This window comes from Amycolatopsis acidiphila (assembly GCF_021391495.1).
In the GTDB taxonomy this organism is placed as follows: domain Bacteria; phylum Actinomycetota; class Actinomycetes; order Mycobacteriales; family Pseudonocardiaceae; genus Amycolatopsis_E; species Amycolatopsis_E acidiphila.
The window spans coordinates 2,994,882-3,008,756 of sequence record NZ_CP090063.1; the positions used below are offsets into that span (position 1 = coordinate 2,994,882).

At 72.7% G+C, this 13,875-nt stretch carries 15 protein-coding genes and 1 pseudogene; 11 read left to right on the plus strand and 5 right to left on the minus strand.

All coding sequences use genetic code 11. The features are described from left to right. Positions 1 to 37: 37 nt before the first annotated feature. From LWP59_RS14515 to LWP59_RS14530, 4 genes are all read right to left on the minus strand, one after another. Positions 38 to 919, minus strand: a complete 882-nt coding sequence (locus LWP59_RS14515; protein WP_144634399.1) for a sugar kinase — start codon at positions 917 to 919, stop codon at positions 38 to 40. After that, a complete protein-coding gene (locus LWP59_RS14520; protein WP_144634402.1) occupies positions 916 to 1,497 on the minus strand; it encodes an SDR family oxidoreductase in 582 nt (193 codons plus the stop codon). Before LWP59_RS14520 ends, LWP59_RS14515 begins: the two co-directional genes overlap by 4 nt. Beyond that, entirely contained in the window at positions 1,494 to 3,104 is a 1,611-nt protein-coding gene (locus LWP59_RS14525) for a dihydrodipicolinate synthase family protein (protein ID WP_229857409.1), read from the minus strand. Before LWP59_RS14525 ends, LWP59_RS14520 begins: the two co-directional genes overlap by 4 nt. Positions 3,105 to 3,248: 144 nt before the next feature. Continuing rightward, a complete protein-coding gene (locus tag LWP59_RS14530) occupies positions 3,249 to 3,650 on the minus strand; it encodes a hypothetical protein (RefSeq protein WP_186383075.1) in 402 nt (133 codons plus the stop codon). Between the two features lie 215 nt (positions 3,651 to 3,865). Here LWP59_RS14530 and LWP59_RS14535 point away from each other — a divergent pair, with 215 nt between their 5' ends. The 11 genes and pseudogenes from LWP59_RS14535 (at position 3,866) to LWP59_RS14585 (ending at position 12,533) form a co-directional block, all read left to right on the plus strand. After that, complete coding sequence (locus tag LWP59_RS14535; RefSeq protein WP_186383076.1) at positions 3,866 to 4,009, plus strand: hypothetical protein; 144 nt, start codon at positions 3,866 to 3,868, stop codon at positions 4,007 to 4,009. Between the two features lie 121 nt (positions 4,010 to 4,130). Beyond that, positions 4,131 to 6,017 (plus strand): FAD/NAD(P)-binding protein, encoded by a 1,887-nt coding sequence (locus LWP59_RS14540; protein WP_144634408.1) that lies wholly within the window; start codon positions 4,131 to 4,133, stop codon positions 6,015 to 6,017. Further along, a complete protein-coding gene (locus LWP59_RS14545) occupies positions 6,014 to 7,087 on the plus strand; it encodes a carboxylate-amine ligase (protein ID WP_144634411.1) in 1,074 nt (357 codons plus the stop codon). Before LWP59_RS14540 ends, LWP59_RS14545 begins: the two co-directional genes overlap by 4 nt. 73 nt (positions 7,088 to 7,160) lie before the next feature. Continuing rightward, on the plus strand, positions 7,161 to 7,403 hold the full coding sequence (locus LWP59_RS14550; protein WP_144634414.1) for an acyl carrier protein: 243 nt from the start codon (positions 7,161 to 7,163) through the stop codon (positions 7,401 to 7,403). Positions 7,404 to 7,468: 65 nt separating this feature from the next. Further along, positions 7,469 to 8,159: pseudogene (locus tag LWP59_RS14555) on the plus strand (manganese catalase family protein); the annotation flags it as partial. Positions 8,160 to 8,228: 69 nt separating this feature from the next. Continuing rightward, positions 8,229 to 8,864, plus strand: coding sequence for a GntR family transcriptional regulator (locus LWP59_RS14560; RefSeq protein ID WP_373299420.1), 636 nt, complete (start codon positions 8,229 to 8,231; stop codon positions 8,862 to 8,864). Between the two features lie 13 nt (positions 8,865 to 8,877). Then, positions 8,878 to 9,888: a 1-aminocyclopropane-1-carboxylate deaminase gene (locus tag LWP59_RS14565; protein WP_144634420.1), complete on the plus strand. Its 1,011-nt coding sequence runs from the start codon at positions 8,878 to 8,880 to the stop codon at positions 9,886 to 9,888. Positions 9,889 to 9,970: 82 nt separating this feature from the next. After that, positions 9,971 to 11,110, plus strand: a complete 1,140-nt coding sequence (gene sfnG / locus LWP59_RS14570) for a dimethylsulfone monooxygenase SfnG (protein WP_144634423.1) — start codon at positions 9,971 to 9,973, stop codon at positions 11,108 to 11,110. A 46-nt stretch (positions 11,111 to 11,156) separates the two neighbouring features. Continuing rightward, on the plus strand, positions 11,157 to 11,498 hold the full coding sequence (locus tag LWP59_RS14575; RefSeq protein ID WP_229857410.1) for a TraR/DksA family transcriptional regulator: 342 nt from the start codon (positions 11,157 to 11,159) through the stop codon (positions 11,496 to 11,498). 232 nt (positions 11,499 to 11,730) lie between these two features. Continuing rightward, positions 11,731 to 12,084: an ArsR/SmtB family transcription factor gene (locus LWP59_RS14580; RefSeq protein ID WP_144634429.1), complete on the plus strand. Its 354-nt coding sequence runs from the start codon at positions 11,731 to 11,733 to the stop codon at positions 12,082 to 12,084. Continuing rightward, positions 12,081 to 12,533 (plus strand): SRPBCC family protein, encoded by a 453-nt coding sequence (locus LWP59_RS14585; RefSeq protein WP_144634432.1) that lies wholly within the window; start codon positions 12,081 to 12,083, stop codon positions 12,531 to 12,533. Before LWP59_RS14580 ends, LWP59_RS14585 begins: the two co-directional genes overlap by 4 nt. 19 nt (positions 12,534 to 12,552) lie before the next feature. Here the strand turns inward: LWP59_RS14585 and LWP59_RS14590 are convergent, their stop codons facing one another. Then, on the minus strand, positions 12,553 to 13,779 hold the full coding sequence (locus LWP59_RS14590; protein WP_144634435.1) for an acyl-CoA dehydrogenase family protein: 1,227 nt from the start codon (positions 13,777 to 13,779) through the stop codon (positions 12,553 to 12,555). Positions 13,780 to 13,875: the final 96 nt, after the last annotated feature.

A 13,875-nucleotide genomic window follows, 5' to 3' on the forward strand; every position in this document is an offset into this window, starting at 1 on the left:
AGGGTCTGGCCCGCGAAGGCCTCGGTGAACCAGTCGTTCACAGCGCGCCTCCCGGGACGAAGTCGCCGGTGCCGCCGAGCGCCCTGGCAGCGACCCGGTGCCCGTCGCGCAGGCAGGTGGCGGGGTCGAGGCCGCGCAGGACACCAGAGAGGTACCCGGCGGCGAACGCGTCACCGGCGCCCACGACCTCCACCACGTCGACGGGCGGCGCGGGCGCGAATGTCCGCTGTGGACCGTCGAACTCGGTGGCGCCATCGGCCCCGTCCTTGACCACCAGCCGCGCCGAGCTGATCAGCTTCCGGACCTCCTCCGGCGTCGCGGCGTCCCACAGCGTCTGCGCCTCGTCCTGGCCGACGAAGACGATGTCCGCCCGGTTCGCCAGCTCCAGCAGCACCGGTCCCGCCGCCGCGGCGGACCACAGCGCGGGCCGGTGGTTCACGTCGAACGAGACCGGCCCGTCGCGGTCGAGTGCCGCTTCAACGAGCGCGCGGCAGGAGGCGGACAAAGCGGGTGTGATCCCGCTCAGGTGCACCAGCTTCGCGTCGCCGATGGGCATTTCCGCCAGGTCGCCGGGCGAGAGCCGGGACGCCGCCGAGCCCGCCCGGTAGTAGTGCACGCGGGTGCCGCCCGCGCCGGGGTCCTTGAAGTACACACCGGTCGGCGCATCCTGGTCCACGCGCACCCACCGCACGTCGACGCCGTGCCCGGCGATCGCGTCCACCAGCCGCCGTCCCAGCGGGTCGTCGCCCACCCGGCCGGCCCAGGCGCTGTGGTGCCCGAGGTCGCGCAGGTACAACGCGACCGTCGACTCCGCGCCCCCGACGTCGAGCCGGAAGAGGTCCGCCTCGGCGAGCGGTCCCGGCTCCACCGGCGTCACGAGCACCATGGTCTCACCGATGCACAGCACTTCCGGTGTCATCCCAGGAACCTCGCACGCAGGTCCGGCCGCAGGAACGCGGCGGGGGAGGCGATCGACAGGCCGCCGTCGACGGGCAGCACGGCGCCGGTGACGAAAGACGCGCGCGGGGACGCGAGGAACGCGACCGCGTCGGCGACCTCCCGTGGAGTTCCGGTGCGGCCCAGGGGATAGCCCTCGGTGACGCCCGGGAGGTCCGCGGACCCGATCATGCCCGGCGCGACCGCGTTGACCCGCACCCCTTTCGGGCCGTACTCCAGCGCCAGCTGGCGCACCAGACCGTCCAGTCCGGACTTGGCCGCCGCGTAGCCGGGCAGGCCGGGCGCGGCGAGGAAACCGTTCACCGAGGTGACCGCGACGGTCGCGCCGCCGCGGGGCATCACCCGGAGCGCGGCGCGCGCCGGGTAGCATGCAGCGTCGAGCGTGTTCGCGATCGCCGCGCGCCATTGCTCGTCCGTCGCCCCTGTGGCGGCGGCGACCGGCTGCGCCGCGGCGGCGAGCACCAGCTCACCCGCGAAGGCCTCCGCGATGGCGATCCCGATCGCGGAGCCGCCGCCGATCACCAGTACGGTCCGGCTCACCGCGGGCCCCCGCGCCACGACGGCAGCGCCAGCTCGTCCAGCACCTCGTCGAGCGCCTTCGCCGTCACCGGCTCCAGCGGCCGCGCGGGCAGCCGCACCGCGGCCGAGCCGATGATCCCGCGGCGGCGCAGCACCTCCTTGTGCACCGCCCACGCCTGGCCGGGCCGTACCCCGAGGTGGATGAGCGGGAGCATGCGGGTGAACGCCGCGCGCGCCTCGGCCCGGCGGCCGGCCGCGAGGTCGTCGAGGATGCCGCGCAAGAGGTCGGTGAACTCGCATGCCGGCATGGTGCCCACGGCGCCGTTGTCGTACTCCTCGATCAGCGCCTGCGCGTTCTGCCCGCCGAGCACCGTGAGCCCGGTGCCGCGCACCGCGGCCACCTTGGCCGGGGTCGGCGGTGCCTCGACCTTGATCGACGTGATGCCCCCGACGCCCGCGAGCGCCGACACGGCGGCGACGTCGATCGGGACACCGGTGACGCTCGGGGCGTTCTGGATCATCACCGGCACCCCGGCCTTGTCCGCGACCTCGGCGAAGAACTCGACGACCTGGCCCGGCCCCGGCTTGGCCAGGAACGGCGGCAGCACCATGACCTGGTCGGCGCCGCCGGTGGCCGCCGCGTGCGCCTGTTCGAGCGCGGTCACCGTGCTGGTGCCGTTGACCCCGGCGATCACCGGCACCCCGGGCCCGGCCACCGTGCGGACCTCACGCAGGATCTTGGCGCGTTCGGCCGTGGTGAGAGCGAAACCCTCGCCGGCCATCCCGAAGACCGCGGGCCCGTCGGCGCCCGCGGACAGCTGGGACTCGACCAGCGACCGCAGCGAGGCGGGGTCCAGCTCGCCGCCGGCCGTGAACGGGGTCGCCAGGATGGGGATGAGCCCGGTGGGCGTGTCCGGCACGGTGTCAGCTCTCCTTCGCGAGGGTGGTGACCAGGTCGGCGTCGACCTCGATGCCGAGGCCCGGCCCGGTGGGCAGCCCGAAGCCGGCCGGGCCTGCCGTGAGCGGGGTGCGCAGGATGGTCTGCGCGACGGGGACGGGTCCGGCTGGTACTCGAAGTACGGTGTGTCGGCGCCGGCCGCCGAAACGTGGATGCCCGCGGCGAGGGAGACCCCGAGGCCGACCGAATGGTGGCACACCACCGGGACGTGGTACGCGGACGCGATGTCCACGATGGACATCGCCTCGGTGATGCCGGTGCGGGCGACGTCGGGCTGCGCGAGCCGCAGCGCCCGGCGGCCGAGCCAGTCGGCGAACTCGTAGCGGTTGCGCATCGCCTCGCCGACGGCCACCGGGGTGGTGATCCGGGCGGCCAGCTCCTGGTGCCCGGCGACGTCCTCGGGCACGAGCGGTGCCTCGAAGAACAACGCGCCGCGCCGGCCCAGCTCCTGGCCCAGCTCGACGGCCTCCCCGATCCGGTAGGCCCGGTGCGCGTCGACGGCGATCTTCATCGCCGGGGCGGCGGCCGCGACGGCGTCGAAGGTCGCGAGGTCCGCCTCGACGCCCTTGCCCGCGGCGAGCTTGACCTTCGTCGCGCCCTTCGCGGCCCAGTCGGCGGCCTGTGCCGCGCACTCCTCGTCCGTGGGCTTGAGCAGGGCGGAGACGTACACATCGACCGTCCCGGCTGTCGGTCGTCCGCAACGGACAGATGTCCACCGTGTGTCCACCGTGCACGCGGACCACACCACCGGCGGCTGGTCGAGCGGACGCGGTGAGGTTCGTCGCAGTCGCGTAGCCGGGCCCGGCTCTTCCGCTCAGCGCATCCGCGGCCGGGGCGGTGGCTGCTGCCGCCGCGGCGGCGGGGGCGGTGCGGCCGCCGGGTTGCGCCGCGGCGGAGGCGGCGCCTGCCGCCGCACCGGGGGCTGCTGCTGCCTCGCCGGCTCCTGCCGCGGGGCGGGCTGCCCCGCGGGCGGCGCGGCCGGAGCACGCCGGGCGTCGGCCGGGGCACGACGCGCGGCCGGGGGCGGGGTCGGCTCGCGCCGGTGCACCCACACCTCCACCGCCACGATCAGCAGCGCCAGCACGGCCATGGCGATCGCACCCGGGATGAACCCGCTCACCCCGCACAGGCCGGCCAGGGCCAGCGCGGGGATGATCGCGCACAGGCTGAACGGGTCGATGCGGGACAGGGAGTAGCGGGACCTCGGCTGGCCCATGGTGCTACCTCCTGTGGCCTGGGGCGGGACGATCAAGCCCGAAGTGTACCCGGGCGGGGGACCGGCCTCGCCGGGATCGGCCTCGAACCGGCCGCCGAACAGCCCAGTCGAGCACATTCCCCGCAAGCCGCCCGGCGCGACGAGGCGGTTTGCCTCCCGCCGCCGGTGGTAGCCCCTGGCCGATCGACCGGACCCAGCAGAGGTGGCGAAGCAGCATGACGGACAACGGCGTGGCCCAGACCACCGACCCGGAGGAGTTCGCCGACGAGGCCGGGGTGGACCCCACCCCGCAGCAGGTCGACCAGTACGTGGAGCTCGCGCAGGAACAGCCTCCGTGGTCGGACCCGGACGAGCGCTGAGCGAGGAGGACGTCCTGGGTCCGGACCACCGGGCGCAGGGGCGACGAAGAGGCCGGGCCGGGCGGGAACCGCGGCGGCTGAGCCGGGTTTGCCGCGGGGAAATCTTGGTACTCCCTCGCGCATGAGATCCTCCGGCCCGCTGTCCGTCGCGATCATCGGCCTGGGGCCACGAGGTCTTTCGGTCCTGGAGCGACTGATCCTCCGGCTCCGGGCCCGCGGCGGTGCGAACCCGGTGACGATCTGGGCGGTGGACACCGACGAGCACGGATCCGGGCGGGTGTGGCGGTCGGGCCAGCCACTGTGGCTCGCGGCGAACGCGACGGCGAGCGAACTCACCGCCCACTCCCCGGACAACCCCCTGCTCGACGGCGACGGGCCGTACGCGCTGAGCCACTGGTCCGCCGGCGACCCGGCCGGGCCCGCGCTGGCTCCGGACGAGTACCCCGGCCGGGCCCGCTACGGGGCCTACCTGCACGAGTTCTTCAAGCAGCTCTGCGCTCTCGCACCCGAAGGCGTGCGGATCCGCCCGATCCTCGGCCGCGCGATCGGGCTGTTCCGCGCCGTGCACGGCCTGCGCCTGCGCGTCGACGACGGCGGCCCCGACCTGCACGTCGACAAAGCCGTACTGACGACAGGGCACAGCGCGCTCGAACCCACCGAGGAGGAGCTGGCGTTCCAGCGGCACGCCGACCGGCACCCCGGGCTGCGCTACCTCGGCCGCGGGATCGCCGCCGAGCAGCCCCTGGACACCATCCCCGCCGGAGCCACCGTCGCGGTGCGCGGGCTCGGCCTGACCTTCTACGACGTCGTGCGCTCGCTCACGATCGGGCGCGGCGGCCGGTTCGAACGGGACTCCGGAGGCCGGCTGCGGTACCTGGCCGGCGGGCGGGAGCCGCGGATCGTCGCCGGGTCCCGCAGCGGGCTGCCGTTTCTGGCGCGGGCCCAGGTGCACGAGCCGGAACTGGCCCCGCGGCCGGTGGTCCTCACCGACGAGCGGGTCGAGCGGCTGCGCGAGCGGGCCCGTGCCGAGCGCGGCACACCGAAGCTCGACTTCGCCGCGGAGGTCGAGCCGTTGCTGTGGGCGGAGGTCGAGCACGCCTACTACCGCTGCACCGTGCGGTTGCGCGACGGCGACCAGGCCGCGCGCGAGTTCACCGCGGCCTTCGGCGGGATCGTCGACGCGCAGACCGGGATCGACGTCCGCCGCAAGGACAAGGTGCTCGCGGCGTACGGCCTCGGCGACGTGCCCGCGCTGCGGGCGGACCTGCTCGCCCAGCCCTTCGCCGGCAGCACCTTCGCCGATCCCGCGGCGTTTCGCCGGCGCCTGCTGGAAGTCCTGACCCAGGACGTCGAGTCCGCGCTGCTCGGTCCGGAGGGCAGCCCGGTCAAGGCGGCTTTGGAGATGATGCGGACGCTACGGCCCGCGCTGCCCGGGATCGTCGACTTCGGCGGCCTGCTGCCCAAGTCGCACGAGGACTTCCTGACCCGCTTCGCGCCGATGAACTTCCTGCTCTCGGCGGGACCGCCTGCCGAGCACGGCGCACAGCTGGCGTCCCTTGTGGACGCCGGGATCGTGGACGTGGTGGGCCCGCAGGCCTGCTACGGCCGGGGCGAGGGCTGTTTCCTCGTCGAGTCGCCGGTCGTCGCCGGTTCCCGGCGGGAGGCGCGGGTACTGCTCGACGCCCGGGCGCCCGCCCCCGACCTGCACCGCGAGCGGGATCCCCTGCTGCGGCAGCTGCTCGCCGACGGCATGATCAGCGAGTACGTCAACACCGACCCCGGCACCGGCGAGCGCTTCGCCACCGGCGGTCTCGCCGTCACCGACGCCCCGTTCCACGTCCTCGGCGCGGACGGCGAGCCGGATCCGGACCTCTACGCCCTGGGCGTGGTCACCCAGAACACGCGATGGTTCACGCAGGTCGGCACGGGGCGGCCGGGCCAGGACAGCCCGTTCCGGCGGGACGCGGACGCGATCGCGGAGGCTGTGCTGGGACCGGAGGCGGCATGAGCGAGGAGCACACCTTCGGCGTCGAGGAGGAGTTCCTCCTCGTGGACGCCGACGGCAGACCGGCGGCCGCGGCGCCGGCCGTTCTGCGCGACTCGCCCGAGGAGCTGCAGCCGGAGATGGTGACCTGCCAGGTCGAGTCGGTGACGCCGGTGTGCGAGCAGGCCGACGAGCTGCTGGAGCACCTGCGGGCCCAGCGCGCCCAGCTGGTCGACGGCGCCCGCGCGCGTGGCCTGCGGCTGCTGGCCAGCGGCACCTCGCCGGTCGAGGACACCGCCCGGCTGACCCCGGGGGAGCGCTACCGCCGGATCGCGGACCACTTCCGCGGCCTGATGGACACGGTGAACGTCTGCGGCTGTCACGTCCACGTCGGCGTCCCGGACGCCTCGGTGGGCGTCGAGGTGCTCAACCACCTGCGGCCGTGGCTGCCGGTCCTGCTGGCGCTCAGCGCGAACTCGCCGTTCGCCGACGGCGCGGACACCGGGTACGCGAGCTGGCGGTACCTGTCGATGTCCCGCTGGCCCTCGGGCGGCCCGCCGCCGTACGTCGAGTCCGTGGCGCACTACGAGAGCCTGGTGGGGGAGCTGGCCGAGTCGGGCGCCGTGCTCGACGCGGCGAACCTCTACTGGGACATCCGGCTGTCGCCGCGCCATCCGACCGTGGAGGTCCGGGTGTGCGACGTCGCGGTGACGGCGGAGGAAGCCGCCCTGCTCGCCGTGCTCGTGCAGGGGCTCGCGGCGTCGGCCCGCAGCCGGATCGCCGCCGGGGAGGCGGCGGAGCCCGTGCCCCAGGAGGTCCTGCGGGCCGACCTGTGGCGGGCCGCGCGGGACGGGCTCGGAGGCCGGTGCGCCGACCCGCTGACCCGCACGCTCCGCCCGGCGCACGAGACGTTGCGGGGGCTGTTCGACGAGGTGCGGCCGCAGTTGCGCGACGGTGCCAAGGAGTTCGCCGAGCAGACCGTGGGCAAGGTGCTCGCCGACGGCGGGGGAGCGGCCCGGCAACGGGCGGCGTTCGCCCGCCGCGGCGACCTGTCGGAGGTCGTCGCTTTCCTCGCCGGGCAGACCGAGCCGTAGCCGGGCGTGTGCGGGGGGTGCGAGTGGGTACCTCCCGGCCGTCAGCTTCCGCTCGACGAAAGGGGAGAACACCATGGCGACCGGAGAAACCGGTTTCGACGACGTCAGCTTCGACCTGATCTCGGTGCAGTACCACGCACTCAAGGCCGGGCACGACTACGGCCAGTACGTCCGCGACGCGGACAACGCCGGACGCAAGGACATCGCCGACTTCTTCCGGCGGGTGATGGAGGAGGACTCGGCGCGGGCGAAGCAGTGTCACGAGTTCCTGAAGGAGCTGTCCGGCACCTCGCAGTCCGGTCCGGCCGTCAGCTGAGAGCGCTGCCGCGAGGCGCGCATCCGGGGTTCCGGATGCGCGCCTTTCCCGTGGTTGGCCGGGCAGTAACCGGGCATTCCAAGGACTTGGTCATGGGCAGGGCCACCGAGGAGATCGGCACGTGGAGATGCTCGCGAGGATGGTGGCGCGGTCGCTGGAGGGCGCGACGGCGACGGCGGAGTCCGGTGAAGGATCCGTGATGGCGGCGGTACTCAGGGCAGCAACGGCACGCCGTGGAACGGGAAGTACATCGTGGCCGGCGGGAACCTGCTGGCGGACTTCCGGGCGAACGCGGCGGCGGAGGCGAACTCGAAACCGACGGACCGGAGACCGAGGTGGCCCCGAGCGCGTTGTTCGACGAGGAGAACCAGGACCACAACCACACCATCTGGCACCTGTCCGACGGGCAGGACGGCGACAAGGGCGGCTGGACGCGGGAGCTCGACTATCTGATGGAACCCCCAGCCCCTCGGCGGCCCGGCGACGGCGCCGAAGCCGGACCCGGCCCTGTACGCGACGTATGCGCCCGCTACCCCGCAGACCGCGAAGGGTGACGTCGAGACGCTCTACCGGGACGGCCGATGGAAGAACCAGGTCGAGGGCAACAGCCGCGCTTCGAACACGAGCGACACCAAGGCCGAGGCGCAGGCGGAGGGCCGCCGGATGGCGATGGACCGCGGGGTGACGCACGTCGTGCGCAAGAAGGACGGCGAGATCGCCGAGACGCACGACTACTCGAACCGCTCCGGCGGCTGAGGACGCGCACCCTGGCTGCGCTCGGCCGCAGACCTTGACTTCCCGCAGCTGACATCTAACATGTCAGTTGTGCTCGAACCTGTCGGACGTCCGCTCCTGCGTGACACCGCCCACCGGCTGATCCGCGAGGCCATCGTGCGCGGGGACATCCCGCCCGGCACCGTCGTACGCGATGCCCAGCTCGCCGAGCAGCTCGGGCTCTCCCGCGCCCCCGTGCGCGACGCGCTCGCCCGGCTCGCCGACGAAGGGCTCGTGAAGACCAAGCCGCAGAGCCACACCCGGGTCACCCCGATCGACGCCGCCGAGGTGCGCGACGCCGCAGCCGTCGTGCGCGCGATGCACGAGCTCGCCGCGCGGACAGCCGTTCCCCTGCTCACCGCCGAGCAGCTGACCGCCATGACCGAGGCCAACCGGCGCTTCGCCGCCGCGGTCCGCGCGGCCGACGCCGACGCGGCGCTCGACGCGGACGACGAGCTGCACGACGTGCTGGTCCGCGCCTGCGGCAACCGCGCCGTGGCCGCCACCATCGGCCGCTACACCCCGCTGATCCGCCGCCTGGAGCGCCTGCGGTTCAGCGTCCCCGCCGCCCGGGACTCGGTGACGCTGCACGAGCGGCTCATCGAGGCGTGCCGGGCCGGTGCCGCGGACGAGGCCGTTCGGGTCACCACCGAGATCTGGCACGAGCTCGAACAGCTCGCCGACTGACGAACGGAGCCCCATGACCCTCGACAGCTTCCAGCGCTACCCGCTGCTGTTCGGCCCTTCGCCGGTCCACCCGCTCGAACGCCTCACCGCCCACCTCGGCGGCGCCGCCGTCTGGGCGAAGCGGGAGGATTGCAACTCCGGGATCGCCTTCGGCGGCAACAAGACCCGCAAGCTGGAGTACCTCGTCGCCGATGCGCTCGCCCAGGGCTGCGACACGCTGGTGTCGATCGGCGGCGTGCAGTCCAACCACACCCGCCAGGTCGCCGCCGTCGCCGCGCGCGCCGGGCTCAACTGCGTGCTCGTGCAGGAGAGCTGGGTCGACTGGCCCGACGCGGTCTACGACAAGGTCGGGAACATCCTGCTGAGCCGCCTCGCCGGTGCGGAGGTGCGGCTGGTCGAGGCGGGCTTCGGCATCGGCTTCAAGGAGAGCTGGGAGCGGGCGCTGCGCGAGATCACCGAGGGCGGCGGGAAGCCGTACGCCATCCCGGCCGGCGCCTCGGACCATCCGCTCGGCGGGCTCGGCTTCGCCCGCTGGGCCCGCGAGGTCGCCGAGCAGGAGCGCGAGCTGGACGTCTTCTTCGACACGGTCGTCGTGTGCTCGGTGACCGGCAGCACCCAGGCCGGCATGATCGCCGGGTTCGCCGCCCTGGACGGGCGGGCCCGGCGCGTGCTCGGCATCGACGCCTCCGCCGAGCCAGGCGAGACCCGTGCGCAGATCGCCCGCATCGCCCGGCGGACCGCGTTGAAGATCGGCGTGGACCGGGACCTGCGCGACGACGAGATCGAGCTGGACGAGCGCTACCACGCCGGGACGTACGGCATCCCCGACGAGTCCACATTGGACGCGATGCGGCTGGCCGCGCGCACCGAGGGGATGATCACCGACCCGGTGTACGAGGGCAAGTCGATGGCGGGCCTGGTCGACCTGGTGAGCCGGGGCGAGATCGGCCGCGACTCCACCGTGCTCTACGCCCATCTCGGTGGCCAGCCCGCGCTCAACGGCTACAGCGCGCTGTTCTCCTGATCCGCGGCCACGGCGTGGTGCGGATGTTTCAGATGCTGGACGGTTTTGACCGCGCTCGGGAGCCGTTGCTCTACTCGGCGGTATGCCGGACAACCCCTGGATCCACGAACCCCTGAAATTCGCCTACTGGGTGCCCAACGTGAGCGGTGGCCTGGTCACCAGCGACATCGAGCAGCGCACGGACTGGGGCTACGACTACAACAGGGAACTGGCCGTACTGGCCGAGAACAACGGTTTCGAGTACGCGCTGAGCCAGGTCCGCTACACCGCCAGCTACGGCGCCGCGTACCAGCACGAGTCCACCGGGTTCAGCCTCGCGCTGCTGCTCGCGACGCAACGGCTGAAGGTCATCGCCGCGATCCACCCCGGCCTGTGGCATCCGGGTGTGCTGGCGAAGTTCATCGCGAGCGCGGACGTCCTCTCCGGTGGCCGTGCCGCCGTCAACGTGGTGAGCGGCTGGTTCAAGGACGAGTTCACCAAGCTCGGCGAACCCTGGCTCGAGCACGACGAACGCTACCGCCGCTCGGAGGAGTTCATCCGCGTGCTCAAGCGGCTGTGGACGGACGACCACGCCGAGTTCGGCGGCGACTTCTACCGGATCCACGACTTCGACATCAAGCCCAAGCCCGAGCTCGCCCCGGGCCGCCCGCATCCCGAGATCTTCCAGGGCGGCAACTCCACCGCGGCCCGCAAGCTGGCCGGGCGTGTCTCGGACTGGTACTTCAGCAACGGCAAGGACTTCGACGGCTTCACCGAGCAGGTCGAGGAGGTCCGCGGCTACGCGGCGGAGAACGAGCACACCGTCCGCTTCGGGCTCAACGGCTTCGTGATCGCCCGGGACTCGGAGAGCGAGGCGAAGGACGTCCTGCGTGAGATCGTCGCGAAGGCGAACACCGACGCGGTGGAGGGCTTCCGCAGTGCGGTCGCGCAGGCGGGCAGGTCCACTTCGGACAGCAAGGGCATGTGGGCCGACTCGGAGTTCCACGACCTGGTGCAGTACAACGACGGGTTCCGGACCGGTCTCATCGGCACCCCCGAGCAGATCGCCGACCGGGCGATCGAGTACAAGCGGCGCGGCGCGAACCTGCTGTTGCTGGGCTTCCTGCACTACCTCGAGGACGTCGAGCACTTCGGCCGGCACGTGCTGCCGATCATCCGCGAGCGCGAGAAGGAGCTGGACGCGGGCTCCGCCACGCCCGAACCGATCGGCATCGTGTCCTGACCGCCACGACGGAATGCGCGGCTCGCCGATTCGCGTTGACACTGCTGTGGACGAGCGCACGGCGATCGAGTCGATAGAGCGGGCGCGGGCGGAGACCCTGCGGTTGGTCGACGCCCTGACGCGCCAGCGGGACGCGATCGTCGAGGCGTCGGCGTTCACCAGCAATGACGACGAGCATGATCCGGAGGGCGCCACGATCGCCTTCGAGCGGGCACAGGTGCTGGCCATGCTGCGGCAGGCGCAGGACGACCTGGCCGACCTGGATCGCGCCACGCAGCGGGTGCGCGCGGGCAGCTACGGGGAGTGCGAGCGCTGTGGCGGCCCGATCGCGGACGGCAGGCTGGCCGCCCGCCCGGCCGCGCGCACGTGCATCAAGTGCGCTCGCTGACCAGCTGCCGCGGCATCGTCGCATGCGGCCAACCGTCGGCGGCCGTCACGTACCGGGGTCCGCGATCCTGATCCAGTAACGTCGCACCGGCCCGTGCCGGGTGTGCCGGGCCTCCTCGCGCGAGGCCCCCGCTCGGCATGTGCTTCGAGCCAGGCGCTGTGCGGCCGTGCGGTGGGCGCGAGTGAACAACCAAAAGGTTGTGCAACGCTCTGGTTGTAGATAGGCTTCCCGCATGGTGGTTGTCGAAGACGAGTTGAGCCTGGTGTTCTCGGCACTGGCCGATCCCACCCGGCGCGCGATCCTGGCGCGGCTGGCCCTCGGCGAGGCGACGGTGAACCAGCTCGCGGAGCCGTTCGACATGACGCAGCAAGCGGTGTCGAAGCATCTGAAGGTGCTGGAGCAGGCGCGGCTGATTTCGCGCACGCGTGCGGCGCAGTCGCGACCGTGCGTGCTGGAGACGGTGCGCCTGGACGCGGCGGCGGAGTGGATCGAGCGTCATCGCCGGGTCTGGGCCGATCGGCACGACCGCCTGGCAGAGCACTTGGCCGCGCTGCGGCCCCGGGACGACGAGGAGAAGGCGGAATGACCGACACGGGCGAGCTGACCTACCGGCGGGTGCACGCCGCATCGCCGGAACTGCTGTTCGACTGCATGACCGACCCGGAGCACCTCGCGCACTTCTGGGGGCCGGCCGGGATGACCACGCCGGTCGAGAACATCGTCGTGGACCTGCGCCCCGGCGGAGTGTTCGAGACCACGATGGTCAACGACGCCGACGGCAGCACGCACACGATGCGCGCGGTGTACGGCGAGATCCGCCGCCCGTCGCTGCTGGAGTGGGTCGAAGCCGACGTCCAGGGCGGCATGCGCACGAGGGTCACGTTCACCGACCTCGGCGACGGCCGCACCGAGGTCGTCACCCACCAGACCAACGTGCCGGAGGCCTACCGCAGCGCCCAGGCGCGGGCCGGCTTCGCCACCAGCCTGGACCGGTTCGAGCACTATCTGTCCACGTTGGACAGCAAACGACGGTAGGGCGCTGGGAAATCTCCGCTCAGTAGGGGTTCTTGCGCAGCCCGAAGTGGACCTGGGCCAGTTTCGCCGCCGTCCACTGGTACTGCGCGGAGATGTGCCCGCGGTACATGGCGACGTCGCGGAAGTAGCGTTGCATCGGATGGCCGGCCTTGGCGGCCGACGAGCCCGCGGAGCGGTACAGCAGCTCGACGGCCTCGCTCGCGAGCTCGCCGGCCCGCTGGACGATCCCGTACAGGCGCACGTCCTTCTCCATGGTGAAGGGGACTCCGCGCTCGACAAGTTCGGTGCAGTGCTCCAGGTACTCGTCGCAGGCCCGCAGCACGATGGCCTCGGCGGCGTCGGTCATCGTCATGGCCATCCCCAGGTCCGCCTGGTGGTGCGGGTCGTCCCGGCGGGGACCGAAGGGCGGGAACAGCATGGGCCGGGTGCTGATGATGTCCTCGTACTCGTCCAGCGCCGCCCTGGCCGCCCCGATGATCGGGGTGACCAGCGCGAGGTGGAAGAAACACGCGACGGGGCCGAGGTACATCGGGTTGCCGTGCAGGGAGTTGCCGGCGGACGGGGTGTCGTAGTCGTGCTCCATCCAGTCGAACCGGCAGGTCAGGTGCCCGGGCACGAACACGTCCTCGAGCACGATCGTGTTCGAGCCGCTGCCGCGCAGGCCCAGGGTGCGCTCGCCGCCCCAGTCGTCGAGCACCTCGAACTCCGTGCGCGGCACGATGGCCGAGATGATCTCGGGTGCGCCGTCCGGGCCGGCGCTGTCCTTGACGATGGCGTTGACCGTGCCGTAGGTGGCGTAGGGAACCCCGGACTGGTACGGCGAGGACCCGGTGAGCCGGTACCCGTCGTCGGCGGGGACGGCCTCGACGGCGCCCGCGACACTGTGCGAGGCACGGAAGTATCCGGCGGGATGGGTGAACACCTCCTCCTGCGCCCGGACCGGCCAGTGCGAGGCGGTGGTCAGGTTGTGGTTGTGGCCGAGGCTGTAGCACCAGCCGGTCGACGGGTCACCGCGCGAGATCTCGATGACCACCCGGGCGTAGGTGGACAGGTCCAGTTCCAGGCCGCCGTAGCGCTTCGGGGTCAGGATCCGGTACAGGCCGGCGGCGACCAGGGCGTCGTGCACGTCCTCGCCGTAGTGCCCGCGCGCCTCCGCCGCGTCCTGCTGCGCACGCAACATCGGCCGCAGCGCGACCGCCCGCCGCACCAGCTCCCGCCCGTCCGGCTCGCTGTCCGCAAGGTCCACGCCGACCTCCTCGACTCGCCGGGCCCACCGCGAGGCCCGATTTCCCGCGCTGAACGGATCATAGGAGCCGCCCCGGCCGCTCGTCCCGAAGTCGCC